The organism is Candidatus Coxiella mudrowiae, assembly GCA_001077715.1.
Taxonomy (GTDB): domain Bacteria; phylum Pseudomonadota; class Gammaproteobacteria; order Coxiellales; family Coxiellaceae; genus Coxiella; species Coxiella mudrowiae.
This window is the reverse complement of record CP011126.1, coordinates 893,632-920,581: the sequence shown is the minus strand read 5'-3', so window position 1 is coordinate 920,581 and position 26,950 is coordinate 893,632. Positions and strand designations below refer to the sequence as shown.

Here is a 26,950-nt window from a genome sequence, read left to right as displayed (position 1 = left end):
GAAGGCATCATATTTATACATTTCAAGTAGCAAACCCAGAGATAGCCAGACATCGTTTCCGTGATTATCTAAAATCTCATCGATGAAGCCTCATCCATGAAGGAAGGAAATATGCAGATTTAAAAACTTGTCTATCAGAACAATTTGTCAATGACCGACGTGGATACCTTAAAAACAATTGGGATTATCTAAAGATATCTGAAAAGAAAGAAATTGATTGGGTTCATAATAAAAAATAATTAGTTTTACATGAAATTTTATTTCATATATATATAACTGTTTTTACGATTTAAAGATTCTTGATCATGACAATATCCTATTTGATTAAACAAGCTAACGAACATGACATAGATAGCATTACTCCGCTATTAGAAGCTTATTAGACTTTTTATAAGCACTCGCATGAGAGACAAAAAATATTTCGTTTATTAAGACATGTTTACGTCAATAAGAAGTTATAGTATTTCTTGCATATGACACTTCAGACCCTAAACATCATCATGCTGTTAGGATTTCTTAGCTCTATCCATTATTTAGCAGCTTATCGCTCAGTAAAATTTTGATCTTTCAAAACTTGTATATTGACGAAATGTACAGAGGCAAGGCCTATGGGAAGGCCTTGCTTAATCACATCAAATAATTTTCTATAAAAAATTGTGTATTTCGAATTATTCTAAAAACTGACCATAACAATCTCGACGTTCTTACGGTTTATGAGAGTTATGGTTTTAACTTAGGTAATGAATATGTGTCTTATCGTTTGTCTATAGAATGAGATTGATAATTTTTTTCTATCTCCTTTACAAAAAAGCACCAAACTAACGCATTACAATGAGAGTACAAAAATTATAATGTATTTAATGAATCTTTCTATGCAATTATAATAAAACGATAGAAAAATATTGAAGAAATATAAGTTAAAGATTGTTCTTGATTTCACTTTCGGAACAGGATCTCAAGTTTCTTAATTAACAGAACATGGTTTTTAAGTAACTAGCTCAGATATTAACTAGAAGATACAGGCTAAAGATCAAAGCAAGTAAGAAAAAACTAAGGATTCGGTTTATTAAAGGCGATATTAGATCTTCACAAGCGAGTCAGTTTGATAGAGTTCTTGTCACGATCAATTAAAAAGTATATTGTCAGAGTTTAAAAAATGAAGAATCTACCTAACCAACACAATTCCGCTTTTTTTGATATGGAGTATCAAAATTTTTAATTGCAAAAGTAAAAGGAACTACAAATTTCACATAAAAAGCCTAATAAAGTCGATCTGATTTTAAAAGCGTTTTCTAATTCAGTCGTTTAAAACCATGAGGTAGAGATGCTGCCTTATCATTAAATCCGTTATCGCTTATCGGTGTCTTATGGCATAGTTTCAGTGAGGCTCCCGTTAGCAAGCCGCACCAATGAAAAAACTACTCAGAGAAAATAATATGTCTAAACACAAATATGTCTAAACGCAAGCATTTATCGAAATATAAAACAATTTTTTACCGAGAAAATTTTATTTTTGGAAAACCATTGGAAGCTAAAGAGAAAGTATGTGGAAGAAAAACAAGCACCCCAACCCTAACGTTCCTCCGTATGACATCGTTCGACTTCCACAATTCTTCCACATCAAATTTTGTGGAAGTAAAAAATGCAGTGTAATATATTGATTTTATGGTGGCCAGAGGCAGAATTGAACTGCCGACACGAGGATTTTCAGTCCTCTGCTCTACCGACTGAGCTATCTGGCCGAGAAAGGGCCCTTATAGTGCTTGAGCTCGCCTTTAAAGTCAATATCATTTCTCAATTTTAAGTTTTTGATTGCCCCAAGCCTTAAAGCCTCCATCCATTTGCATTACAGGAAACCCTTAATCTGCAAATTTTACAGCATCTTTAGTTGCTAAATCGCACACGTGGCTATAACAAACAATATTAGTTTTTTTTATCTAATTTTTCAGCTACTTTGTCCCATTCTTTTAGGGGAAGATTGATCGCCCTAGGAACATGACCTTTTTGATAATCATCGGAAGCACGAATATCCACTATCAGAAACTTCCTTATTTTTCTTAATAATTTTAGAGACTTACAGCGGTCCTGTGAAGAAAGCTATTTTTTTTCAAAATATTATTTTGATTTTAGGGTATCGTGTGTTAACGGGTTCATAGATACTCCTTAGAAAAATTAATTAAAGACAAAATAAGTTTGATACAAATTTACTGTTCTAGCAAATTAAGTTTCAACAAAGCAAAAACCCCAGTATTGATTAGTATCGCCAATATCCTAAACTTACATAAAAAATAGGAGTTAACATGCGAGTACACTCTTTAATGTCGTGTTTATGTTTAATGCTAGTGGTTAATATTTCTGTCTATGCCTAAGAGAATTATTTTCTTTGAGGTCCTGATGAAGATGCTTTCCTCAGGAGAATATCCTTGGTGCCTGTGCATGCCACAAGATGTAAACTTCTCTTCATCGCCTTATTAGTTTGTATTTTGACACGCTTTCCTGCGTGCTGCTTTCTTTATCGCCCAGTTGCCCCTTACTTTCAATACCATATTTAAAGATCAGGAGACTTGTCTTGCTGTTGCTTTCCAGAGCGAACCTGATCCACCATGCCAGTTAGTATCGAAACATTTTTGCCAGCAACATCATATTCCTCTGTGCCAAAAAGATGCAGGAGAGCCTAGTTGTCATGTGAATAAGAGCGGTTAAGTTTCTTCAGCAAGGTAACCTGGCGGCTTCTCACTTTCCGTTCCAAAGAGGAATTTTTTCATCTCTTGTTGGAGGAAATAACGAGCTTTTGGGTCAATGAGACTCAGGCGATATTCATTAATTAGCATGGTCTGATGAGAAAGCCAGGCTTCCCAAGCTTGTTCAGAAATTTGTTTGTAAATGCGTTGTCCCAATTCGCCCGGATAGGGTTGATAATTTAGCGCATCAGCCTCTTTACCTAGTTTTTGACAGAAGATACGGCGGGTCATATTATTTATCGTGCTTTAATTGTTCAAGTAATCGTGATACTGGTGCAGCAACCCCTCCCGGCAGGGGAAAGTCTTTTTTATACCAGATTTGGAATTCACCTTCCATAATTTGCGAAGCTCTCACGCCAATCTGCAGTAAAATCGGTTTAATTTCTAGCTCAAAGTGGCTAAATTTGTGAAAAAAAGAGTTCCATCGTTTGAGTTTGATAGTATCGCCAATATTAAATTTTGTCCGACACCAACTTTCGATATTTTCATCTATAGGACATTCCGGAAAGCTCCATAATCCGCCCCATATTCCTACGGGAGGCCGTTTTTCCAACAGAATATGGCCTTTGGTATTTTGCAGTAAGACCAAATAGATGCTTTTGCGTGGTCGATTTATTTTGGGTTTCTTGATAGGAAGTTCGGTTTGACGAGCTTGTTGATTAGCAAAGCAGTTTTTTTTTAAAGGACAAAGAGCGCACTTAGGTTTTGTGCGGGTGCATATCATAGCGCCAATATCCATCATGGCTTGATTGTAATTCCAACAGTCCTTTCGAGGAGTGTATTTTTTTGCTAAATCCCATAATAAATTGATCCCATCCGATTGATTAATTGGGATATTCAAAGCATGGTAACGAGCTAACACACGCTTTATATTGCCATCCAAAATCACCGCATATCGATGCATCCCAAATGATAAAATAGCCCCTGCCGTCGATTGGCCGATGCCGGGTAATAAGGTCAAATTTTCTACTGTAGTAGGAAATTGACCCTGATATTTTTTGTGAATAATTTGCGCGGTGTGATGAAGATTACGGGCACGGGCGTAGTAACCTAGGCCCGACCAATGAGCAAGAACCTCATCAATATTTGCCAAAGCTAAAGTTGTAAGAGTTGGAAATCGATCCATAAAACGTTTGAAGTAGGGGATTACTGTCACAACTTGTGTTTGTTGCAGCATAATCTCGGAAACCCAGACTCGATAAGGAGTGGTATCCTTTTGCCAAGGAAGATCGTGGCGGCCAAAACGCTTAAACCAAAGCAATGCAGCCTGTGAAAATTGTTGGGAATCCATTCCTAATAAATTTTTAATAAATTTATCTAGATTCAATTTCTTGCCAATCTTATCTGTATATTTTTCTACTTTTTTCTTAATTTCATTAGTTAATACTTTTGTGGCTAAACTTGATAAGTCAGGCCGAATGTTGGGGGAACTAAAAGCGTGCCTCTAATTAAGAATAGGCACTTCAAATTGGTTTGTTGGTCCCCTCGTTTCATGTAGTCTTCTGTTAGCTTGTAATCAATATTATTATTAGGATTATTATTAGGCAAATTGATAATGTCTAACCCGGTTGCTCTCACTTGACCTCTGTCCATTTTAAGGTCGTTATTTTGGACAATACCTTTTTCAATGGTGTAAGTGCCTGTCAGCGTAGAAAAGTAGTTTCTTTATTATTCTTTAAAAAGTAGTTTCTTTATTATTCTTTAAAAAGAGGTGCTGTGGTGTTTGACGGTTGAGTAAGGCGCTTGCTTGAGCAATAAATTCATTTTTTGGCTAAATTTGGTCCAGGAAATCCTTGAGGGTTAGTTAATTCTACTTGCTTAAGATCCGCTCCTAATGAGGGGATAAAGGACCAGCCCATGTTGCCTTTTAAGATCAAATGATGGCTTGTTTCATTTTAGACGAATTGGTCGATGCGATTTTTGTAATCGTTTGGATTGACTACCTTTATTAAAATAATGACTGAGATAACAAATACTGCAACGATGACAGTCAAAATGCCGGCTAGAATCTTAAAGAAAATTGTGTATAACCTTCCCCCATTTAATAATGAGCGAGTGATGGGAATCGAACCCACGTTCTAAGCTTGGGAAGCTTATGTTCTACCATTGAACTACACCCGCAAAACTACATAAAATTAGAGTTCTCAGCTAGGCTTCTTGTCTTAGACAGGAGACTCACATAAAATGCAGGCTGCCTGTTGAGTAAAATGCTACCGAATTCAAAATTGAGAATCCAGTTTAATTAATGATAAAGCTATCAAGCGAACTATTCGCATTTTTGTTTGTCGCGAAGGGCATCTTACTCCAGGACAAAAATTTGTCTTGGAATCTCTATGGCCAACGTATGGGATCAATTTTTTTCTCAAAACTGATTGATTAAAAAAAATTTTCAAGAAGTGGTGAGGTAATAGTAGAAATTGGTTTTGTAATTGGCAAGCTTTATTAGCTATAACCAAAATGAATCCCAACCTTAATTTTCTTGGGATAGAGGTGTACCGACCGGGTATCGTCACGCTGATGTCAACTCTAAAAGCACAGGGCATTCAGAATGTTCGTATCTGCCACAACCCACAACAAGATGCTGTAGAAGTCTTGTAAGAAGGAGTTGCAGATAAAACACTTTCCCGAATAAATATTTTCTCTTCTGATCCTTGGTCCAAAAAGACGCCTCATTCAAGCTAACCTTAGCTGCTCAAAAGCTTAAGAAGGGTGGTCGATTACGGTTGGCTATGAACTGGGAGGACTTATGCGATGCAAATGATGCCTGTTGTAAGCGATTTTAAGTGTTTAGAAAACCTAGCGCGTGGAGGGGGGGATTTTTAATCTCAAGAGATCACGGTGGCATTACCAAATTTGAAAAACGCGGAAGACGATTAGGTCATAAAATTTAAGATTTGAATTTTATCAAACTAAAAAAAGAAAACCCCTCTTCTGAAAAAAGAGGGGTTGATTTTTAAGCCAACGGACTGTTTTTTTAGAAATAAAGGTCAAATTGCGCCGTTACAACGTTATCGCTTTTGCCTAAATCAGCAGCAATACCTGAGGGGGTAGGATTGATTCCGATACTGATTGCGTTTCGTGAGTAATTAATATCGTGTCGATATTCCAAAGCAAAATTCGTATCTCTCCAAATACTAACATTATAGAAAATGCTATAGCGGTTTTGAGGTAGGCCTAGAGCTAAAGCTTGGGTGGTGTGCCCGTACCCAATGCCAAGAGAGCTAGGCTTTGAACCCGTATGGAAGGTGTAGTTTGCTTCGGCGTGGAAAGCAGTAGGGCGAGCGCCTTGGTTGCCAAAGCTGACATCAGCAACGTCAAAACTCCTTAAAGCCCCTACATATTCCGCAATGAAAACCACAGGGTCAATGGCAAGACTTCCATAAAAATCAATTGCTTGTACGGTATGATGCAAGGTTTCATCATGTAAAAACACCGTGGCTTGCATTCCTTGTGAATCTGCGAAGTTAGAAATCAAGCTTGCCCCCACTTCGCCACTTACGCGACCCCCATTATTAAATTCATAACCAATATCCGTCCCCCATTGATTGTTTTGATTACTACGAGACAGATTGTTGGTTAGTTCTTGATAACCATATACTTCAGCATGCAAAGCGTTCTTACCAGTTTGGTAGCCAACTGTCAAAGCGCGAGCACGGGTTCGTCCGAGTCCCAAAGTCACTGGGGAGCTGATCATTAAACTGTTATACCGCCCAAACGCTACATACACTTGACCAATACTTGTATAAAAAGGAAATCGACTTAGATTTCCGATCGTAACAAAAGCGCGATTCATAAACACACGTGATCCGTCTACCAACTCATCGGGATCGTAATCTAAGGCCATATAACCAGATACCCACAGATTTCCTTGAATATAGGTATCCAATTCTGCACCACTAAATTTGATATTTGCCGTTCTTGATCCCGCGTAAGTGCTCCCATAAGCTAGCTGGCCTTCCAATTTTCCACTAAAGATTACACGTGGGAGGGGAGGAGTGGGGATTCCCATCTCTCTACATTCCTGTTCCAATTGATACTGGTTAAGAAGTATCTGAGAATCTTCTCGGACGGTGGGAGTATTGATGATAAGTTCCGACCCATCAAAACTCTCTTGGGTATTTAGATAGGGGCCTATCCCTAAACGAGAGGTATGGTAGACACATTTACCATTTGGGCAGGTGTACTCTTGATAATGGTGTGTATGAGTGGGTTTGTTTTGAGATTTTTTTTGCTGTGCTCGAAGTTGATTGATTTGTTCCTGAAGATGGTCAATTCGCTTGTTGATTTGTTGATTTGTCGCTGCCAACGAAGAAGTTAAAGCACTAGCAACACACAAACTTACTATTGAAACTAGGAATTTAGATGACATAGGCTGTTTCCTCTCTTGCAATTCAAGGGAAGGTGGAGTAACAGCCTTGTTACAAGTCACCCTGTTCTATATAAGATAGTTAGATATTCCTTTCATAGATTGCGCAAATTACGAGTGAGATGTATAACACAACGCGCTCTTACAAGGCAAGATTGTAATTTTAACACTTATCTAACTTACTAAAAAATTTGAAATAGATTATATTTTTTTGTTTTTCATTATATTACAGCCTTTTAGTATAGCCGGTTTGGGGGAAGGCGCCCTTAGCAATCTTAATGGTCAGGTTTAATGGTTAGTGGCTTTATGTGGATGGAACGTTAGGTGACGGAAATAACCCATACCCCGATTGATAATCTCAATTCTACATGATGAGAATCGCATTGTTTATAGTACTGGTCGTGGTTATCAATTTAATAATTTTTTTTGCTTTAGAGGGCTAGATTATACCCGTTTTCCAAATATAAAAGTATAATGGCTGTATGTACCGTCAAAGAAGGTGATACTAAAATTTATGCAGCTTGGAAAGGTATAGTGGTGCTTCCCAATGGCTCCAAAGTTTTTGTAAAGATCGGCGTTGCATGTGTTTCAACTACCTATATTCCCACAGCCTTATGGCGGAATCGGAGTAGGGTATTCCATGTTATAGCAAGTGGGGCTTATAAATTTAATTTTTTTCTGGCATAAAAAAAACATGACCATCTTGAATAAATGGGGTCACTTTTTTTGATCTTTACAAGTTTACAAGCCCTTTCACCTTCTTTACAATTACTTAACGTTTTAATTTTTTTTAAATAACAATGGGAATGCCATGTCAACAAATTCAATTATTTTTACAGCATTAGTATGTTTCGCATTGCTACTTTTTATCATTGCTGTTTCGGTATTTCGAGGAAGAGATCGAATGGAGTTAGATCAATCCTCCGAAGATTTTTCTAGTGATCAAATTTATGTAGGTAATTTACCTTACCATGTCGGCGAGAATGATTTACATAATCATTTTTCCCGTTTCGGGGTTATTGAAACCATTAAAATAGTAAGAAACTTTCGTACGGGCTGCTCTAAGGGCTATGCGTTTGTGACTTATACTAGTGCAAAACAAGCTGTTAAAGCATTAAGTGCACATGGCAAAGATTTACAAGGACGATCGTTAGTGGTCCGAATTGCTAAGTCAAGAGAACAGCACGCTTATACGTGAAAGCACTTATCATAGAAAATTTAAAAAAGACATACACAAACCGCCTTCAAGCTTTGAAAGGTATTAACTTTTCAGTAAGTGAAGGTGATTTTTTTGCGCTACTTGGTCCTAATGGGGCTGGAAAATCGACGACAATCGGGATTATTACCTCCCTAGCAAATAAAACCAGTGGGAAAGTAGTTGTTTATGGGTACGATATTGATAAAGATTTTGCAGCAGCTAAGGCTTGTATAGGAGTTGTTCCTCAAGAATTTAATTTTAATATTTTTCAATCGGTACTCGATATCGTACTTCAACAAGCAGGTTATTATGGTATTTCTCGAAAAAACGCGATGCCCCAAGCGGAAAAATATTTAAAGCAATTAGGGCTATGGGAAAAGCGTAATGGTATGGCCCGGCAACTCTCAGGAGGATTCAAGCGTCGGTTGATGATTGCACGAGCCCTTATTCCCAGGCCGCGTATGTTAATTTTGGATGAGCCAACAGCGGGGGTAGATACTGAAATTCGACGCTCCATGTGGAAATTCTTGCAAGAATTAAATCAACAAGGAATAACAATTATTTTAACAACTCATTATCTTGAAGAAGCTGAATATTTATGCCGCAATATTGCCATAATTGATCATGGGGAAATTATCGAAAATACCACTATGGCAGATATTCTAACTAAATTTGATGCTGAACGATTTATTCTTTACCTCGATCAACCCCTAGAAAAATTACCTATGATAGAAGGTTATCAATTTTGGATAAAGGATTCTCGAACTCTGGAAGTTGAAGTCCTTAAAGAACAAACCTTAAGTGGTTTATTTGAGGACTTAAAACGACACAAAATTGAAGTAAATAGTATGCGAAATAAAGCCAATCGGTTGGAAGAATTATTTCTCAAATTGACGGCAGAAAAATAATGGGTTTTAAACAAGACCGAATAGCCTATCAAACGATTGTCGTTGCGGAATTAAAACGCATTCTGAGAATTTGGTCCCAAACTTTATTGCCTCCTGCAATAACAAGCATTCTCTATTTTATTATTTTTGGGCGAGTTATTGGAACTCGAGTAGGATTTATGGGAGGATATAAATACGTTCAATTTATTGCTCCTGGTCTTATTATGATGAATATAATTACTAGCTCGTATGCTAGTGCGGTATCCGCTTTTTTTGGAGCGAAATTTCAACGGCATATTGAAGAAATATTAGTTTCTCCAGCTTCTAACATAACGATACTTTTAGGTTTCATGAGTAGCGGTCTTTTGCGCGGAATTATTGTCGGAATTATTGTGTCCATTATTGCACTTTTTTTTACACATTTACATATCCACTCCCTAATTACAATTATACTAACGGCGCTTTTAGCATCCAGTATTTTTTCACTGGCTGGCTTAATCAATGCTATTTATGCAAAAAGTTTTGATGATATTTCAATCATACCTACTTTTGTTTTAACTCCATTAACTCATTTGGGTGGTGTTTTTTATTCGATTAATTTATTACCTCTGGTATGGCAACATGTTTCCTATCTAAATCCTATTAGCTACATTGTTAATAATTTTCGATATGGATTTTTTGGTATTGTAGGAGGAGGGAGTCGACTTATTCTTTCTTATTTTTTGATGCTGGCTTTTGTTGTTATTCTATTTGGCATCACTTATTTACTTATGAAAAAATGGGTGGGTTTGAGGGATTAATAATCTTTTTTATGACTTTTTGCTAGCCCTGAGAGTTCTTCACGTTTCTGGGGATTCATTTTAGAAATGAAGTGACGATCTGCTCGCTAAAGCTTGGATATTTCCTCCAAAGAACTATAATAGCTTTATCATTCATTAAACTGGATTCTCAATTTTGAATTCGCTATAAAACCTCTCAAATTTGTGCTGCCTCATGATAATCATCTCCGGCCTGCTTGTATGATTCGTTTAGGATTGTTTTTTATCATTACTTATCGCGCCGCAAACGACTAAAAAGCTCAAAAAATTAAACTTACCTAAAATTTCCAAAGGTGCCCCCTTAAAGAAAAATTTCAAGATGGGATTTTCTTATATGAATTGCCACGTAGAAGATGCTCGGTTGGTTTTTACTAATGCACTAGGAGCAAAAGAAAAAGGAGCTACGATTTTTACTTGAACTATTTGTCGTTCAGCGATACGAGAAAGAGATCACTGGCGAGTTAATTTATTATGATCAATTTAACCAAAATAGAAAGGGTCCTTTTGGGAAAAGCCATCGTAAATGCAGCGGGTCCTTGTATAAAGGAGGTCACGGAGACTGTAACGAAAACGTCTTCTACTTCGCTCCTCCGCCTGGTAAAGGGAAATCATCTAGTAGTACCTAAATTGTATGACGGGAATCATGCCTACATTTTGAGAATTTAAATAAGCGGGTAATTTTTGAAATTCCTTACCGATGTTCCTTTTGATGGGGATCTCAATAGAGTACAAATTTCTGACTCTTAGCCGAGTGTGTCCTCTTACAGTTAGAAGCCTTATTTCCCAAATATGGGCGCTTCCCTCCTTGGACTGCAAATTCCGTTCTGCCGGGAGGTGAAATCAAAAAGCTGCCAATTTTGAAGAATTTTTGTTAAAAATAGCAAAAAAATACTATTGGCTTCCCCAAACAATTTTGTTACTTTACACAAATAGTTATCGAGCGTTGATTGACGTACTTTTAGAAAATGCGATTAGTCTTAAAGATCTAGGCCTTTATTTTGATGGGGGATTATATGAAAAAGAAGTTCGTTATCTTTTAAAGCACGAATGGGCCAGGACTAGTGGACTAGTGAAGAGATACTTTGGCGTCGAACGAAACTGGGACTTACTTTATCGGAGGAAGTAAAGCGGCTTGAAGAATTTTTAACGGCTTATGATACGCAATAAGATAAATTTAACCAGCGACTTTTTTGATCGAAATGCGCTTGAAGTAGCTCAAGATTTACTGGGGAAAGTCATTCGAGTGCGCTACCAAACTTTTTGGCTATGTGCCCAAGTTATTGAAACAGAAGCATATTATATTCATGAGAAAGCAAGTCATGCCTCGCTAGGTTTTACCGAAAAGCGCAAAGCTTTATTTATGCCTGCAGGAACCATCTATATGTATTATGCCCGAGGAGGTGATTCTTTAAATATTAGTTGCCGCGGCGAAGGGAATGCTGTTTTGATTAAATCCGCTGTGCCTTATGAGGGTGTTGAAAATTTTGAAGTGATGGTAACTATTATGCAGAAATTAAACCCTTTTAAAAACAAACCCGAATACCGAAAACCCGAACAACTTTGTTCCGGCCAAACTTTGTTATGTAAATCCCTTAATTTACGCGTGAAAGATTGGAATCAAAAAAAATTTTCCCCACAACGATTTATTATTAGCCATCAGGGTTATCGTCCTACCAAAATTATAAAGACTCGGCGATTAGGAATTCCTAAAGGACGAGATGAACATTTACTGTATCGATTTGTGGATCATGATTATTCTCATTGCTGTACCAACAATCCACTTAGCAAAAGAAAGTGGCAAGTCGGAAAAGATTATTTCATAATAGATCGCTCTTAATTAGCCAGGAGTATTAAATGTTCCGACTGGATCTCCTAGAAGACCCTCTAAAGCAATTTAAGTTATGGTATGACGAGGCTGTTCGAAAGAAAGTCCATGACCCACCAGCGATGACTTTGGCCACTGCTAACTCGAAGTCAAGACCCACTGCGCGTACGGTGTTATACAAAGGGATTACTAAAGGCGGTTTTCTTTTTTTTACTAATTATCATAGTCGAAAGGCTATTGATTTATCCGAAAACCCTTATGCGGCATGGGTATTTTATTGGCCAGAAATTTATAAGCAAGTACGTGGAGAAGGGCATGTTGAAAAACTGATGTGTGAAGAATCGGAGACTTATTTTGAAACGCGTCCCTATGAAAGCCAAATTAGCGCATGGATCTCGGAACAAAGCCAAGAAATTCCTAACCGAGAGTATTTACTTAATCGATATAAAAAATATCGAGAAAAATTTCCTGAGGAAGTACGGTGTCCTGAGTTTTGGGGCGGTTTTCGATTAGTTCCGACTCAGATGGAATTTTGGACCGGCCAAGAACATCGTCTTCATGATCGCTTTTGTTATTTAAAAGAAGATCATAAATGGAGAATCATTCGACTAGCTCCCTAAGGAGTTAAATGTGGTGGCTGTCAGTTCCTTGGTTCAATAACATTGGTGAAACAGCTTCGGGAAGAAGCCATTGCAAAAGGAATACAGCTCGGCAATTTTTGACAAAGCTTTTAGCGCGATTACAGCCCCCTCCAAGCTGAAAAGTTCTTCATCTTGATCCGCGCACTCAACCCGAGCGTAGATTAACTTTTTTACAATACCGTAATACGCGTATTGATGCATTTCGTATAAAAATGGGACGCTACGAATATCAAAAACATCGCCAACTTCTAATTGGATGTCAGAAAAGATTTGCGGTAGGCGGATACAGTAAATACAATAGGTATGATGTCCACAAATACCACATTTTTGACACCCAGTCTGTATGACTATTTTTTAAAGGTATCTTTACGTGAATCACTTATTTTAAGAGAATTGCGCAAAGAAACCACTCGCCTTTTTCCAACGCATAAGATTCAAACAGCTCCAGAGCAAGCCCAATTACTAGCACTATTAGTTAAGCTCGTTCGTGCTCGGAAAATAATTGAAGTGGGCACTTTCGCTGGGTATGTCACTATGGCAATGGCTCAAGCACTACCTCCCAATGGCAAGATTATCACTTGCGATGTCAATGAAAAAACGACGAACCTTGCGAGACAGTATTGGCAAAAAGCAGGACTTAGTAACAGAATTGAATTGCGACTTGCACCTGCTTCAGAAACATTGGCACAATTAATCCACACCAAACAAACCAATCAGTACGAATTTATTTATATTGATGCGGATAAACCAAATATGAATCTTTATTATGAAGAATCTTTAAAACTCCTTTGTTCTGGGGGAGTAATTGCTTTGGATAATGTTCTTTGGCAGGGAAAGGTAGCGAATAAGTTAGATCAAAGCGAAAGCACTCAAGCCATACGTGCACTTAATCAGAAAATTTACCAAGATAAACGGGTTGAAATTAGCCTTATTCCTATAGGCGACGGTTTAACATTAGCTAAAAAAATATAAGTTTAATCCGAATCCCACTTATCCTTAGCCCGATAACATAATGGCAATTGCTCTTGATCGAGGAATCTTGGCTAGAACAATTAGGTAAGCTTAAAAATAGGCCAATTGTGCCCAAGATTGCGGCCCCAAAAGCGAGGGACAATAAAATAAAGTGTCTCTCTTATTAAATCTATTTGTCTAATTAATTGATTAATTGAGCCAGATGAAGCCGCGTATCAATCACCGAATTAATCCAATTCATTATTTGTTGTAACTTTCCTTGATAAGCTGGGATAAGCTGGGATAAGCTGGAGCTGCAAAAAGAAAAGATAAACGAAAAGAGCAGTAGTAATAAGTAATAATAGGTAAGGGCAGGGCTAATCCCATAAGGAAGGCGCTGATAGAATTTGGTCAATGTACGAAAGCACCAAGGCTATATAGTAAAGCCAAAGGCAAGAAAAAAGTTCGGCCGATAAATAAAATGTAAACAATAAGTACCACTAATAAACAAGTCGCTGCAAAATTTAAATAGTGCGACCTCATCTTTCAACCTACCTCCATTCCCATTACCAACACTTTTCATCCTTTCATTTATCATACAACAACTTTAATTGAGTTAACCATGTTTTAATTGAGTTAACCATGTAAAGGTTAAAAGAAGGGATGCTTCAGATAGCTTGGATGAATTTTGACAATAAGGCAAAGTTTCGGTAAGTTAGCAATAATGCAATATCCAGTTATTGACGAAAATAGCGACCATTCTGTTGCAAGTGATTTTTCTGCAAGCCGATGGACTTATTTCTACCCTACTTTAGTTATTGTTCTAAGCGCTCTTTTTTTATTTTACAAATATCTACTACAAGTTTCCCCAAGCGTTATGACGGAGGATTTAATGCGAGTTTTCCACGTTAGTGGGGTAGGATTAGGTAATTTAGCCGCCACATACTTCTACACCTATGTAGTGGCTCAATTATTCGTTGGTGTTTTATTAGACAAATATAGTCCTCGTCTTTTAACCACTCTAGCGATTCTCTGTTGCGCCATCGCTTCTGTGATTTTTGCACGTGCCAATTCTTTAGGGCTTGCAGAAATGGCACGTATGTTAATAGGAGTAGGTGCGGCATTTGCCACGATTAGTTATATGAAGCTGGCTGCTATTTGGTTTTCACCCCATCGCTTTGCCTTTGTTGGAGGATTATTAGCAACTGCAGCTATGGTCGGAGCGATATGTGGGGAAGCTCCTTTAGGGTTTTTGGTTCAAAACATTGGATGGCGGCACAGTCTGATGTTTTGTAGTTTTTTAGGCATTTTTGTTGCCAGTCTTTTTTATCTACTCATTCGTGATAAAAATCAACAGCCACTTATATTATCCTCTCATTGCAAGAACATTACTCTAAAAGATATTTTAGAATTATTGAAAAATAAAAAGAATTGGCTGCTAGCTCTTTACAGTGGTCTTTCATTCGCTCCTGTCGCTGTTTTTGGGGGACTTTGGGGCAATCCTTTCTTACAAGAAGCTTACCAACTTAGTAAAACGCAAGCGGCTGGTCTCATTTCCCTTGCGTTTATTGGGGTAGCCATTGGAGGCCCGGCATTGGGCTATTTAGCCGACCGATTTAATAAACGAATCCCCACAATGATTTTGGGGACTATCTTCGGCTTAGTGGCGCTCATTTTAGTAATTTACAATTCCTATTCGTCTACTTACTGGATAGGCACTTTTTTATTCTTATTTGGTTTTGGAATAGGCTCTTTCATGCTTGCATTTGCGGTAGGGAAGGAAATTAATAAAGCTGCCTTGGCTGCAACTGTTATCGCCTTGATTAATATGGGCGACGCCATTTTTGGAGCCATAAATGAACCTTTAGTAGGCAAGATATTGGATATTTTTTGGTCAGGAAAGATGTTAAACGGAGCACCTCATTTTTCAGTAATGGATTACCGTATTGCATTAACATTATTGCCATTCGATTTATTGCTTGCGCTCTTTTTTATTTGGTTTTTTTGTGTGAAAAGCCGCCCTTGTTTCGTTCCGGAAGACTTTGTAGCATCGTAGTAGGGATCTAAGGTAAGGTATGGATAGCTTTTATTTTAAGTTCCTCTGCTATTTAGTGATTATAATAGTAATCACCATTATTAGATCAAGATAAAGGGGAGCGCCTTAATCAGAATCAGATTGTGTTGATAAATCGAGAAGCTAACTGGACGGTTGATTTTATCGATTAATCTCAATGCCCGTAAAGAGTTGCCCATCTAGAATCAAATAAAATCATCCATCATGAATACCTACTTGTTAAATACCAGAATATCCTGACAGAGGTCAACTAATTTTTTTTATGGAATTTCTGGGCGGCTCACATAAGTAATGCCTAACATTCAAATTATCCTGATTAACTTTAGCACCCTCTTCAGCACTAACTATGTCTTATGTCTTCACACTAACTATGTATTAATTGTACTTGGAGATTATTATATTTTGGAGGTTATTATATTAAGGTTAAGGTTTTAAAAAAACTTCTCGACGAACATCACATTATGGAACTGGATATTCACCAGACTTACAACTTCTAACGTTCAACTTCTAACATTGATTCCTAACCTTTGTAATTTTCTCTTTAACTTTCTCGATAAAACTGTTATAAAACTGTTCTCATGCTTGTTTCTGTATTCGCGCATCTTCGCCGCTAATCGTCTTAGTTCAAGCTCGCTTATTTTTTTCTGCAACTTCCGGAAAAAGCAAGTTTTCTTCATCCGTAGCATGCTTATCAACCTCTTTATGGATCTGCAATTCTTGCGTTATAAGCTTAATCAATAATAGTACTTAAATGGTCAAACTCCCTTTTTTCATGTAGTAATAATAGTAATAAATAATCTTTATAAATTTCGGATGTGATAGATAGTGTTTTTCGATATAGGAGTTTATCACCTATGTTCTACTTCCATTTTAATTTACTAGTACAATGAGGGACTCTTGTCACGCCTCAGGGCTACCTTCGCAAAGGGAGTAACCATCAACGTTACATCCCTCACTTTTTTTATTATAGCGCCGACTTTTGTGAAATACTTAGTAAAAACAAAACCCTCCCCCACACCTTAAGAGGCCTTATACCCTGTCGGCAGGACAACTGATACTACTCTTCTTTTATGTGTGCTTCAAATCCTTTGACAGATTGTCACGAATTGGCATCGCCTTGATAGAGAGGAGCTTATCCAGAATCTTTGGCTGAATCAGGAAAAAAAGAAATATACCCCCCCTCGAAGAGCTTTTAATAATTTAGGAATTTTGGGATCTATACAATATTCTATACAATATACATACAGCAACAAATATTAAAATAACAAATCTTGTAAGAATTAGTCCAAATGAAGCAAAGCTTTTTATGTTCAAATCATAAACAACATTTCCTGGCGTCTCTCGCATAGAAAGCCATTCTATTCTTGACCCATTTTTTTATAGCTATTGGCTTCTTCTTAGGGTAATAGTGGGATGGGTAATAGTGGGATTAGTTATTTTTTGAGTTTCATGTTCAACAAGCGCATCAATGAACTTACTTTTCGTAATCCATTAGTTATTTTGGCTTCCTTTTAAAAATAACATTTCAATAATTCATTACTGATCGTTGCGTATCCTGTATTACCCTTGAGGTTCATTGTAAACTTTATTCCATGGGCCTTCTGTTTCATGACTCCAATTCCAATTAGAGATTTGAATTTAGGTCAAAGGTAAAGTAGATTCGCGAACTTTCTCTAAGAATTCGATAATTTCTGTATCATCATCAATCTCATAAGGTTGTCCTTTCTCATTGAGAATGAGAAAGGTTAGTATTTTTAAGCCATTCCCTTTAATTGCTTCATACAAGCTACGAATAAGTGGACCATAACGCCATGCTTCTATAGATTCGTTAATTAAGGGTTTATTTCGAGTTTCTAACCAAGCGCCATGAGCCAAATAGATCATTTTCTGAAGCTTCATGGCAGACAATTGAAGATCAGCTTTTTCAGATTCTAAATTACGTTTGCTGAATAAGTTTTTTCGATTTCGCCCTCCATCTAGAAAAAGGGTTCCCTACATTTTATTTCATTAGCTTTGGTATGTTTACTACAAAATAGCACAAAATTAGTTTGTATGTAATCTTTGGTTATAGTTATTACTGGCCCTCCGTCGTCGAAGCGTTTTTAATAAGTAGATTGGACTTTGTGCAAAACCATCTTTTTTTGTTGACTTGAGGGGCGCAGCTAATTTCAATTTTGTCATTGTTGGTGTGTATCCTTCAAGAGTTATTGCGCCAACCATTATAAAAAGTAATGCCACTATCATCCCGCTCATAAGGATCGCTAGTTCTTTGCTATTCATTGTTCTCTCCTATTAGGTTTAGTTAACGGTCAAGAAAATATTTAGAAATGCGGCTTAGCAAATTTGTCAGCCACAATGTCAGCAAAAAGCAAAAGACAAAGAGCACCCATCGATGGTTCAATAAAAAACCATGTTTAGTTAAAAAAAGCGCTAAAAGGGCAACTTTAAATCCGATGCTTATCGCTACCACACAGTGAATAATTAACTCACGCATAAAAAAACTCCTTTTGAATTGTGGAATGAGATTGTTGAAGAAATCATGTTCCATACGATATCGTAGAGCATCGACAAAATCTTTTTGCCATCCAATTCTTTTTTTAGCGCTTTTGGAAGTGCTTTCTCTCGTGTAGGTAGATCGACAAAGTCCAAGTAGGATCATTTTCCATCCACCAATGCCATCACTCCGCTAAGACCTACATCAATTCCTAAGTGTTTAGACATTAACTAATTCCAACCTATCCTAGACAAGTAGTCTACACACTATACCGAAGATCTTAATTTCGATTTCTGGAGTCATTTCTCTTTATTTTAAAAAAAGAGCCCTCCTCTGCTTTTTACCTCCTCTGCTTTTTAATACTGTTTTCACCTATTCACTTAAAAAGCTAAAAGGAGAGCCCCATGCTCAAATATGAAACTTACAAATCTATTGGGAGAAGTGTATTTATGTTTATTAAACGCTTTGCATTGGTAAAAAATGACTAAGGAGCTTGAAGAGACTCAAGAAGCTCTTAAAAAATCTAATGCCACTATTTGATGAACTGAAAACGCTCATTCGTCATTTTAAGCCCCCTGATTGGACACAAGATTATCGACATTGCGAATCGAAAATGGAGGGAAAATATAAAAAAAGAAAATTTAGTTCCCTACTGTGGGACAACCTGTCGAGACTACAAAATAAGATTACAACCTAAAAAAGACAGAAAATTTTTCTGTCTTTTTCTATAACTGTAAGCAAAGTAAATTATATATAAAAAAGGCTACACATTATTGTCAGAAGCTTAGGAAGCAGCCTTTGAAAAATTGACCCGAGAATATACAAATAATCTTTTTTATGTTTTGAACGAAAAGCATGAGCAATTAAAGCTCTTCTTCGAATAGAGCCCAAATTTTGCCCACATGAGAGATTTAATAACTTTCCTTTAAGCCCAAGCTCAAAAAAATGTGATTTATTGACAGCTCTTAAGCCCATTTTAAATCCTTTTCAGGTTTTGTTAATTTTTGGGATGTTGGCTTTTAAGTGCTTAAGGAAGCAAACGCGATCAAATCAATGATCAGTTAAAATCATTAAGTTCTTCAGACATGTACTAATATAGTGGCTTTTAACAAAGGAAATTCTATCATGGCTTTCTTAACTCAACCTCACGAACTCACTGAAAAGAAAACCTTTAAAGGGTTAATTTGTGGACAACCGGCATCGGAAAAAACAACACTGGCCTTATTCCAAACTCCGTCTGCATCGATGTTGATAATGGTATGCATCGCGTACCCCCTTTTTTTCGATGCCCTTCTTTGTAGGTTGGAAACTATTTATAATTTATTTCAACTGCTTAAATCAAAAAAAATAAATCGCTCATTTTTTTCGATCACTAGGTCCGAAGAAAAAAATGGTGAACAAACGATAAACCTCCCGATTGTGCCAGCAGTACGCGCAAAGATATCGTCAAAGAACCCGATTTTATGGCTTATATGGAAATGATCGCTGACAAACGAACTATTAATTTTTCCCTTCCCAAAAATATTATGCCAAAAATTCGTTGAACTTAGCACACTGGATGGAAGTGCCGGATCTCGAATTGAAAGGAAACACCTTTATTAGCAAGAAAATCGTCAAATTAACTCAGGAAAAGCTTAAGAAAAATCTGCAATTAACCAAATGCTATTAATCACTCATAGAATCACTCATTTCTGAAAGCAACAAACTGAAAAATGTCAACGCCGTTAATAAATTCTACGAGACCTTAAACCAAAAAGATCGAAGTCGAATTTGACCTAAAAACCAGACGCTTTTTTTGACAACACGACAAAGGCTAATGGCTAGGAGATTCATCACACCCAGACTCTAACGGGTTTGAGTGGTATGGTATCGATTATCGGATAATGACGAAGCCGTTGAACGAAATCAGTTCTTAGCTCTGCTGCATCGTGAAAAAAAACAACCGACCCAAGCGATGAAAAAAGACATTGAATTTGAAAACACCGTTCGAGCCAACTTGCGAAGGCAGTTTTGTAAGACACAAAACCCCTCAGCAAGGGGTCACAGAGCTTACCCATGTTTGCTCTGCTGGCCTTTGGTAGCAATCCGTGAAAAAAACCACTCGATAAGTATTTACTGTGCCTATGTCATCAAATGGAACACTATTTATGATCTCAAATCTCAAATACACCTCTTCGTACGATATCGGCAAGTATGCTAACAGAGCGCACAGCTGGTGGAAAGAAACCTATTTTGCGGCGCAAAACTTAGAAGATCGCATCCGATCAAAAAATAATGCGTTTGTGGGCTATTCACGATCCTCTAAAGCCAAAGCCCTTTTTAATCAACACTGGAGAACAAAGGAGCATCGTTTAATGTTGTTTAAACTCGTATCCGAGCAAGAAGCCCTCAAATTGAGGTATGGGGAGAACGCCAATACCTTCAATACCTCAGTTAAACCCGGTGAGGTGGTCTTTTTTGTCAAAAAAAGCCTCCGATGAAATTTCGCTCAACAGCCAAAATCAAATGATTAAACTTCTCCTCACAATTCGCGATGCCCAGGGTAACGAAAGTGTGGCGTTTGACTACCTCGTCAATACACCCAAAATGATTTGGAAGTTAAAACACTTCTGTGAGGCAAGCAGACTTGAGAACTGCTATCTATCAACAAGGTGAGCTTACCAGCGTGTCCACTGTCAAGCTAATGCCGGACGGTGTACCCTTACGCTCGAAACCTATCGTGATAAAAATAATCAGGCTCAAAAAAAATACCTCGTCACCGATTGTCTGAAAACTGAGATGACGATCTTGAAAGTATAATAAAACGCTTCCTCAAAACATGTACTTTAAAATCATGGTTCGTATTTTTATGTCAAAAATAATAAATGGAGATTAATCTCAGTCAAAATCGTGCTAAAGCTTTCGTAGCTTATCATGAATTGATGGCTAATAACGAATCACCCAAACTGATGAAAGATCTTTTTATTTGATTTAAAAAGCAAGAATTGAATTACATTGATGAAAGTACTCGAGAAAACAAATTACGCTCTTTACGAAATCTTACATTGGTATTTGGACACATGCGACCAGAAGACATTCGGCGAAAAAATGTTTATCGCTATATGGATGAGCGGAGCAACAAATAAAGATAAATCATGTCTTAACCAGGTTTATAAATCAGCGATCCGATGAGGAATAACCGATAGTAATCCCTGCATTGATATCTCTATATAAAAGAAAAACCTCGGGATCGCTTAATTAAGCCGTGGGAATTTCCAGCCGTTCAACAATCAGCCCCTTTAATGATTCAATTAATGATTCAACTCATCATGGAATTTGTCTACCTTACAAAAGGCAAGGCAAGTAGAAATTTTGGCTGTCAAGCGGTGGTCTAATCTGACCAAAGAAGCTATTTACCTTTTGGGAAACAAAAATAAATTATTCTATCTCGTCAGTTAGTCTAAGAAGCTTAGAAATTTAGTTGATAGTCTACTTTTATATCTAGATGGCATCGTTAAAAACCGCCCACCGATAATTTATTTTGTAATACATTCGAGAAAGTCTATACTGGAGAAGGGTTTAAGAGGATATGGAGACTACTTATGGATCAAGAAATAAAATTGAAACTAATTGAAGAACGATTTACCTTTCATGATATACGGGCTATGACGGTTACTTTTATGGCTGACAAGGAAAGGGTTAGAAGCAGCAAGTCGCGCAACGTGGCGGGGGGGACCACGCTTCTGTTAAAATTACAAAGCAAGTGTATGCGCGGCGCGATGTTCAAGAGCGAATACCAACAGAGTGAGGAAATTATATTAGACATTTCCCATTATGTTAGGCAAGATGCATTTTGCAAAAAAAAGATTAAAAAAGTTTGAGCGGGAAACGAGATTCGAACTCGCGACCCCAACCTTGGCAAGGTTGTGCTCTACCAACTGAGCTATTCCCGCCAATTTAAGCTAATTTCTGGATACCCTGGTATTTAACTGACTCGTGGATTGACCTAAAGTAGCTTTCTGCCAGAGTGCTTCATTTAGTGCTTCATTTATAGTTAGACTGTTATTATTACCTTTCATGACTGGTTGTCAAGTCTTGCCAGGCTATCTTTAAATAAAGAACCATTGTCCATATGGTCAGAAGAGCCGCAACCCACAAAAAAATTACCCCGCTCAGTAAGATCCACGAGGGCGCCCCAGGCACATACCAAATCAATAAAATCAAAGAGATCATCTGGAGAGTCGTTTTAATCTTCGAGAGAAAGGTGACAGCCATACTGGTACATTTGCCTAATTCTGCCATCCATTCCCGCAGAGCGGAGATAATTATTTCTCGACAAATGATAATCGCTCCAGGAATCGCTAAATACCCTACATAACATTCTCCAACCACCAGAACTAATGCTGCTCCTACTAGTAATTTGTCGGCTACAGGATCTAAGAATGCCCCTAAATCAGTCGCTTGTGATAAACTTCGAGCTACATAACCGTCCAGCCAATCTGTTAGTGCAGCAAATACGAAAATTATCGCAGCAACCGGGTGAGCCCATCTAAAAGGTAAATAATAAAAAAGACCAAAAATAGGAATAGAGGAAAGTCGGGTCAGGGTAAGGAAAATCGCAATATTCATAGTAAAATTCTACGGCGATTACTTAAGAGGTCAAGTTCATTAGAAGAACCGTGCAAAGAGTAGTAGATGGATTTAGCTAATTTCTCACTAATACCCGGAACCTTGCCAATTTCTTCCACGCTCGCCTTTTGAAGTTCCTGTAACCCTCCAAAATATCGTAACAATTCACGGCGACGTTTGGGCCCAATCCCTTCCACCTGCTGCAAGGGAGATTCAACCCTACGTTTGGCCCGTTTGGCCCGATGTGCTGTGATAGCAAATCGATGAGCTTCATCACGAATTTGTTGAATCAAGTGAAAAGCCTCATTATCAGAAGGAAGACAGATTTCTTCTTCTCGCCCCCAAATATATATCTTTTCTGATCCGGATTTTCGAGCAGGGCCCTTGGCTATAGCGAGCAAGATCACCTCATTTACTTGTAATTCTTCTAATACTTTTGCCGCTAATCGCAATTGCCCCTTACCTCCATCGATCATTAAGAGGTCAGGTAAAAAGCCTTCTCCTTCTTTCAATCGTATGTAACGTCGCACAAGGACTTGCCCCATGGCTCCGTAATCATCTCCCGCTTGGAGACCGGAAATATTAAATCGTCGGTAATCGCGTTTTATCGCCCCCCCTTCTCCGAAAACAACGCAAGAGCCAATAGTGGCCTCTCCAAGAGAATGACTTATATCAAAACACTCGATACGGGAAATAGGGTTAGGCAATTGTAAGACTTCCTGTAAGGCTTCTAATTTAATTACGAAGGTATTTCTTTCCGCTAAATGTTGAGAAAGGGTTTGTCGCGCATTGCGAATAGCCATCTGCTGCCACTGCTTATAGGGTGCGCGCTTTTGATCAGTAATCACTAGCTTTCGCTGTAAACTCGAAGATAGAGCTCGCTGAATCCATAGCCGCTCAGGCAAGGGCTCACTAGTTACAATCCGTTCAGGAATGTCACCATTGCGTAGAGGACTTAAATAATATTGGGGAATAAATTCTGCCAGGGCGGTCTGCACCGTCACCCCCTTAGGCATATCGGGGAAAAAAGGTTTATGCCCAATAATGCGACCTGTCCGAATGAATAAAATCGCAAGCCCAATAGCTCCGCTGGTTTGTGAGACGCCAATTACGTCCACATCCTCCTTCCCACTCATAATGAACTGTTGCTTTTGAATCTGGCGCAATTGCCGAATCTGGTCTCGATAATAGACCGCCTCTTCAAAATTTAATTCTTCAGAAGCTATCTCCATTATATTATTTAATTTATTGATAATTTTATCATTTTTTCCTTCAAGAAATAAAATAGCATCTTCTACTTGGCTCCGATAGCTGGGTTCATCAACATAACCCACACAAGGCGCCATACACCGTTTAATTTGGTATTGTAAACAAGGACGGGTTCGGTTTTTAAAAAAGGAATCACTGCATTGGCGCAACTTAAATAATTTTTGAATTAATGCTAAGCTTTCTCGAACAGACCCTGGTGTAGGATAAGGCCCAAAATAACGACCTGGAACTTTTTTAGATCCACGGTAAAAATCTAGTCGAGGAAATTTCTGCTGGGTAGCAAGATAAAGATAAGGATAAGACTTGTCATCCCGTAACAGTACATTATAACGCGGTTGGAACTGTTTGATAAAACTCGCTTCTAATAAAAGTGCTTCATTTTCGTTACGAGTAATAGTGGTTTGGATGGCATAAACTTGTGCCATCATTGCTTGAGTTTTGCTATTGAGACGGCGGTGAAAGTAACTACTTATTCGCTTTTGCAAATTCCGTGCTTTACCCACATAAAGGGTTTCCCCGTGGGAGTCTTTCATTTGGTATACACCTGGCTCTGTTGGAAGGGTGGCCAGATAAGCTTTAGGATCAGAAATGATCATAATCGTTCAATAGCTGGCGGAGAGACAGGGATTCGAACCCTGGGAGGAGTTGCCCCTCAACGGTTTTCAAGACCGCCGCATTCAACCACTCTGCCATCTCTCCAGTTAATAAGATGACCTCCGGACGTCCTTCTCCTCAAGCTCGGACATTCTTTTTATACACACCCTGCCCCCTTCTGGCAAGCTGATTGCCTCATTATATACGGCAATCCTTGTATAAGCATTACTAGAGTCTATCTAGATCTTTAAAAGATTCCGCAAGTAAACAGCCCAATAAAATTTAATATTTTCAATTAGTTAAAAATAAAGGGATAACCAATTGTATATCATGTGGTCTGTTTAATTGAGCCTATAGGTGGCAAATCAAAAGAAAGATTATTAATCGATTAGAAGCGTAATTATACAGATTAACTAAAGATACAAATATAGGCGGTATAATCCATATAAAAATGTTTAAGTAGGACGTTCTTTTTCACTCAGCTTTTGGTGGTACGCTAGCAGTACCTTCGCTCAAATAAGGTCACTTAGTAAGGAGGTAGATTGGTATGTTTTGCTATCGATTCTAAATTTCCTAACTACGTATTAAAAATTAAGAGTGGTAGTTTTGTGTTCGCGTATGCCCCTCAAGAAAACCACGACTCTCATTTCATCAATTAATTTCTCTAACTACTTAATTTTCTCCTCGGAGAGGGTTAAGCAAATTCTAAATAATCTATTCCTCCCATATAAGGTTTCAATACCTCTGGAACAAGAATGCGACCATCCACTTGCTGGTAATTTTCCATGATAGCAATTAAAGTACGGCCCACGGCAAGGCCTGAACCATTGAGAGTATGGAGCAATTCGGGTTTTCTTGTCTCAGGATTTCGCCAGCGCGCCTGTATTCGACGAGCTTGAAAGGCTTCACAATTGCTACAAGAAGAAATTTCTCGATAGCGTTTCTGAACGGGTAACCAAACTTCCAAATCATAAGTCTTAGCCGCAGAAAATCCTAAATCACCAGTACATAGTTCTACCACTCGATAAGGCAGGTTTAACAACTGCAATACCCTTTCCGCTTGGCCCGTTAATTCTTCTAAAGCTTTATAAGAACTTTCTGGCTTTACTAATTGAACAAGTTCCACTTTTTGAAATTGATGCTGGCGAATCATTCCGCGAACATCCTTTCCATAAGAACCTGCCTCACTTCGAAAACACGGTGTTTGGGCTACCCACTTCTTAGGCAATTGGTTACTTTCAAAAACCTCATCTCGGGCTAAATTAACCAAAGGCACTTCTGCTGTCGGAATCAAAAAAAAGTCCCACTCTCCTGATACCTTAAATTGATCTTCTCGAAACTTAGGTAATTGCCCAGTACCGTACAAGCATTCCTCATGAACTAAATAAGGAACATACATTTCCTGATAGCCGTGGTCTTCGATATGCAAATCCAGCATAAATTGTGCCAGAGCGCGCTGCATCCGAGCTAATCCACCCCGTAAAACAACAAACCGCGCACCTGATAATTTAGCCGCTGCTTCGAAATCCACTTGACCTTCTCCTAAAGAAATATGGTCTTTAAGAGAAAAATCAAAATAAGGTATCTCACCCCATTTGCGAATTTCTCGGTTATCATTTTCGCTCTTACCATCGGGAATGGAGTCGTTAGGTAAATTTGGAAGTGATAATTGAAAGTCTAATAATTCTCTTTGAACAGTCTCGAGCAAAGACTCGTGTCGGTTTAATTGCTCTCCCAGCTTTAAAACATCAGCCATTAAAAGTGGAACATCCTCACCTTTCGATTTCGCCATCCCAATCATTTTGGATAATTGATTACGTTGAGTCTTCAGCGATTGAGTGGCTGTTTGGTAAGCTTTTCGCTTCTCTTCAAGCTCTAAAAAAAAATTTTTATCGAATTCAAAACCGCGGCGACGCAATTTTTGCGCCACTTCATTTAAGTTTTGGCGTAACAATTTAGGATCTAACACAATGTTTCCTCAAAAAAATAATCACTCGACCTAACCAAAGGCCTATTATCAGTTGCCGTGAATGACAATATCAAAGAGGCGCCGATATTAGCAAGAGCAGCACCGAAAGCATGCGATTTAAATAAAGAGACAGTATCAAAGCTAAAGCTGGAGAAAGTGGTAAACCATCCCAAGAAGCCTATAAAGACCCCTGCTCGCCAAGCAGCTGATAAAGCAAATCGACCGACTAACATGCCTGACAAAATCCCAATAAGAAAGGAACCAATTAGATTGACAACCAAAATTCCCCAGGAAAAATTTTTAGGTAAAATTTCATTAACAGAGCGAGAAATCAGAAAGCAGGATAAAGAACCAATAGAATCCACCAATTAATACAGCAATCATCTCTCTAAGCTGTGCCCATTCATTCAGGATTCTTAAATTTTCAAGTTTTTTTAATTTTTCTAACCTTCTATTTAATCAAAAATAATATTGACGATCTTTTAACGCTTCTGGGAATTAATTTACTTCCTGCA

Annotated in this window: 20 protein-coding genes and 4 tRNA genes; 11 read left to right on the top strand and 13 right to left on the bottom strand. The window is 37.9% G+C overall.

Features of this window, described 5'->3' with window-relative positions; translation table 11 throughout:
• Positions 1–1,666: 1,666 nt before the first annotated feature.
• Together CleRt_RS04425 and CleRt_RS11840 are read right to left on the bottom strand one after the other, a co-directional pair.
• Positions 1,667–1,742 (bottom strand) — tRNA-Phe (locus CleRt_RS04425).
• Positions 1,743–1,923: 181 nt separating this feature from the next.
• Positions 1,924–2,034, bottom strand: a complete 111-nt coding sequence (locus CleRt_RS11840; RefSeq protein ID WP_235378835.1) for a rhodanese-like domain-containing protein — start codon at positions 2,032–2,034, stop codon at positions 1,924–1,926.
• Between the two features lie 489 nt (positions 2,035–2,523).
• Between CleRt_RS11840 and CleRt_RS14555 the strand changes: the two genes are divergently transcribed.
• On the top strand, positions 2,524–2,703 hold the full coding sequence (locus tag CleRt_RS14555; protein ID WP_503465666.1) for a hypothetical protein: 180 nt from the start codon (positions 2,524–2,526) through the stop codon (positions 2,701–2,703).
• Here CleRt_RS14555 and CleRt_RS04415 read toward each other — a convergent pair.
• From CleRt_RS04415 to CleRt_RS04400, 3 genes are all read right to left on the bottom strand, one after another.
• Positions 2,700–2,972, bottom strand: coding sequence for an oxidative damage protection protein (locus CleRt_RS04415; protein WP_048875240.1), 273 nt, complete (start codon positions 2,970–2,972; stop codon positions 2,700–2,702). The genes CleRt_RS14555 and CleRt_RS04415 overlap by 4 nt on opposite strands.
• Position 2,973: 1 nt before the next feature.
• Positions 2,974–4,068, bottom strand: a complete 1,095-nt coding sequence (mutY, locus tag CleRt_RS04410; RefSeq protein WP_235378834.1) for an A/G-specific adenine glycosylase — start codon at positions 4,066–4,068, stop codon at positions 2,974–2,976.
• 723 nt (positions 4,069–4,791) lie between these two features.
• Positions 4,792–4,862, bottom strand: a tRNA-Gly gene (locus CleRt_RS04400).
• A gap of 336 nt (positions 4,863–5,198) precedes the next feature.
• On the opposite strand from CleRt_RS04400, the gene CleRt_RS14075 reads away from it, so the two are divergent.
• Entirely contained in the window at positions 5,199–5,339 is a 141-nt protein-coding gene (locus CleRt_RS14075; protein ID WP_082160427.1) for a tRNA (guanine(46)-N(7))-methyltransferase TrmB, read from the top strand.
• 376 nt (positions 5,340–5,715) lie between these two features.
• Here CleRt_RS14075 and CleRt_RS04395 read toward each other — a convergent pair whose 3' ends face one another.
• The gene (locus tag CleRt_RS04395; RefSeq protein ID WP_157870835.1) at positions 5,716–7,110 is read right to left on the bottom strand and encodes an LbtU family siderophore porin; all 1,395 of its coding nucleotides are present in this window, start codon (positions 7,108–7,110) and stop codon (positions 5,716–5,718) included.
• A gap of 808 nt (positions 7,111–7,918) precedes the next feature.
• Here CleRt_RS04395 and CleRt_RS04385 point away from each other — a divergent pair.
• The 7 genes from CleRt_RS04385 to CleRt_RS04350 all read left to right on the top strand — a co-directional run bounded on the left by CleRt_RS04385 (position 7,919) and on the right by CleRt_RS04350 (position 15,483).
• Entirely contained in the window at positions 7,919–8,305 is a 387-nt protein-coding gene (locus CleRt_RS04385) for an RNA-binding protein (RefSeq protein WP_048875236.1), read from the top strand.
• Positions 8,302–9,213, top strand: a complete 912-nt coding sequence (locus CleRt_RS04380; RefSeq protein ID WP_048875235.1) for an ABC transporter ATP-binding protein — start codon at positions 8,302–8,304, stop codon at positions 9,211–9,213. The genes CleRt_RS04385 and CleRt_RS04380 overlap by 4 nt, the downstream gene beginning before the upstream one ends.
• Positions 9,213–9,992: an ABC transporter permease gene (locus tag CleRt_RS04375; RefSeq protein WP_048875234.1), complete on the top strand. Its 780-nt coding sequence runs from the start codon at positions 9,213–9,215 to the stop codon at positions 9,990–9,992. Before CleRt_RS04380 ends, CleRt_RS04375 begins: the two co-directional genes overlap by 1 nt.
• Positions 9,993–11,163: 1,171 nt before the next feature.
• Positions 11,164–11,847, top strand: a complete 684-nt coding sequence (locus CleRt_RS04365; protein ID WP_048875232.1) for a DNA-3-methyladenine glycosylase — start codon at positions 11,164–11,166, stop codon at positions 11,845–11,847.
• Positions 11,848–11,864: 17 nt separating this feature from the next.
• Positions 11,865–12,455, top strand: a complete 591-nt coding sequence (gene pdxH, locus CleRt_RS04360; protein ID WP_048875231.1) for a pyridoxamine 5'-phosphate oxidase — start codon at positions 11,865–11,867, stop codon at positions 12,453–12,455.
• Positions 12,456–12,779: 324 nt separating this feature from the next.
• Entirely contained in the window at positions 12,780–13,448 is a 669-nt protein-coding gene (locus tag CleRt_RS04355) for an O-methyltransferase (protein ID WP_235378832.1), read from the top strand.
• Positions 13,449–14,151: 703 nt separating this feature from the next.
• A complete protein-coding gene (locus tag CleRt_RS04350) occupies positions 14,152–15,483 on the top strand; it encodes an MFS transporter (protein ID WP_048875229.1) in 1,332 nt (443 codons plus the stop codon).
• A gap of 1,656 nt (positions 15,484–17,139) precedes the next feature.
• On the opposite strand, the gene CleRt_RS04345 is transcribed toward CleRt_RS04350, so the two are convergent.
• Positions 17,140–17,385 (bottom strand): type II toxin-antitoxin system antitoxin SocA domain-containing protein, encoded by a 246-nt coding sequence (locus CleRt_RS04345; RefSeq protein ID WP_053097881.1) that lies wholly within the window; start codon positions 17,383–17,385, stop codon positions 17,140–17,142.
• A 2,757-nt stretch (positions 17,386–20,142) separates the two neighbouring features.
• Between CleRt_RS04345 and CleRt_RS04315 the strand changes: the two genes are divergently transcribed.
• Entirely contained in the window at positions 20,143–20,475 is a 333-nt protein-coding gene (locus tag CleRt_RS04315) for a hypothetical protein (RefSeq protein WP_048875222.1), read from the top strand.
• Positions 20,476–21,576: 1,101 nt separating this feature from the next.
• On the top strand, positions 21,577–21,855 hold the full coding sequence (locus CleRt_RS04310) for a hypothetical protein (protein WP_048875221.1): 279 nt from the start codon (positions 21,577–21,579) through the stop codon (positions 21,853–21,855).
• Here CleRt_RS04310 and CleRt_RS04305 read toward each other — a convergent pair.
• From CleRt_RS04305 to CleRt_RS14070, 6 genes are all read right to left on the bottom strand, one after another.
• Positions 21,855–21,927 (bottom strand) — tRNA-Gly (locus tag CleRt_RS04305). The two genes, CleRt_RS04310 and CleRt_RS04305, sit on opposite strands and share 1 nt — an antisense overlap.
• 115 nt (positions 21,928–22,042) lie before the next feature.
• Positions 22,043–22,603, bottom strand: a complete 561-nt coding sequence (gene pgsA / locus CleRt_RS04300; protein ID WP_048875220.1) for a CDP-diacylglycerol--glycerol-3-phosphate 3-phosphatidyltransferase — start codon at positions 22,601–22,603, stop codon at positions 22,043–22,045.
• Complete coding sequence (uvrC, locus tag CleRt_RS04295; RefSeq protein WP_048875219.1) at positions 22,600–24,468, bottom strand: excinuclease ABC subunit UvrC; 1,869 nt, start codon at positions 24,466–24,468, stop codon at positions 22,600–22,602. The genes pgsA and uvrC overlap by 4 nt, the downstream gene beginning before the upstream one ends.
• Before the next feature lie 14 nt (positions 24,469–24,482).
• Positions 24,483–24,571 (bottom strand) — tRNA-Ser (locus tag CleRt_RS04290).
• A gap of 589 nt (positions 24,572–25,160) precedes the next feature.
• Positions 25,161–26,435: a serine--tRNA ligase gene (gene serS, locus CleRt_RS04285; protein WP_048875218.1), complete on the bottom strand. Its 1,275-nt coding sequence runs from the start codon at positions 26,433–26,435 to the stop codon at positions 25,161–25,163.
• Positions 26,429–26,800, bottom strand: a complete 372-nt coding sequence (locus CleRt_RS14070) for a fluoride efflux transporter FluC (protein ID WP_157870834.1) — start codon at positions 26,798–26,800, stop codon at positions 26,429–26,431. The genes serS and CleRt_RS14070 overlap by 7 nt, the downstream gene beginning before the upstream one ends.
• Positions 26,801–26,950 lie beyond the last annotated feature (150 nt).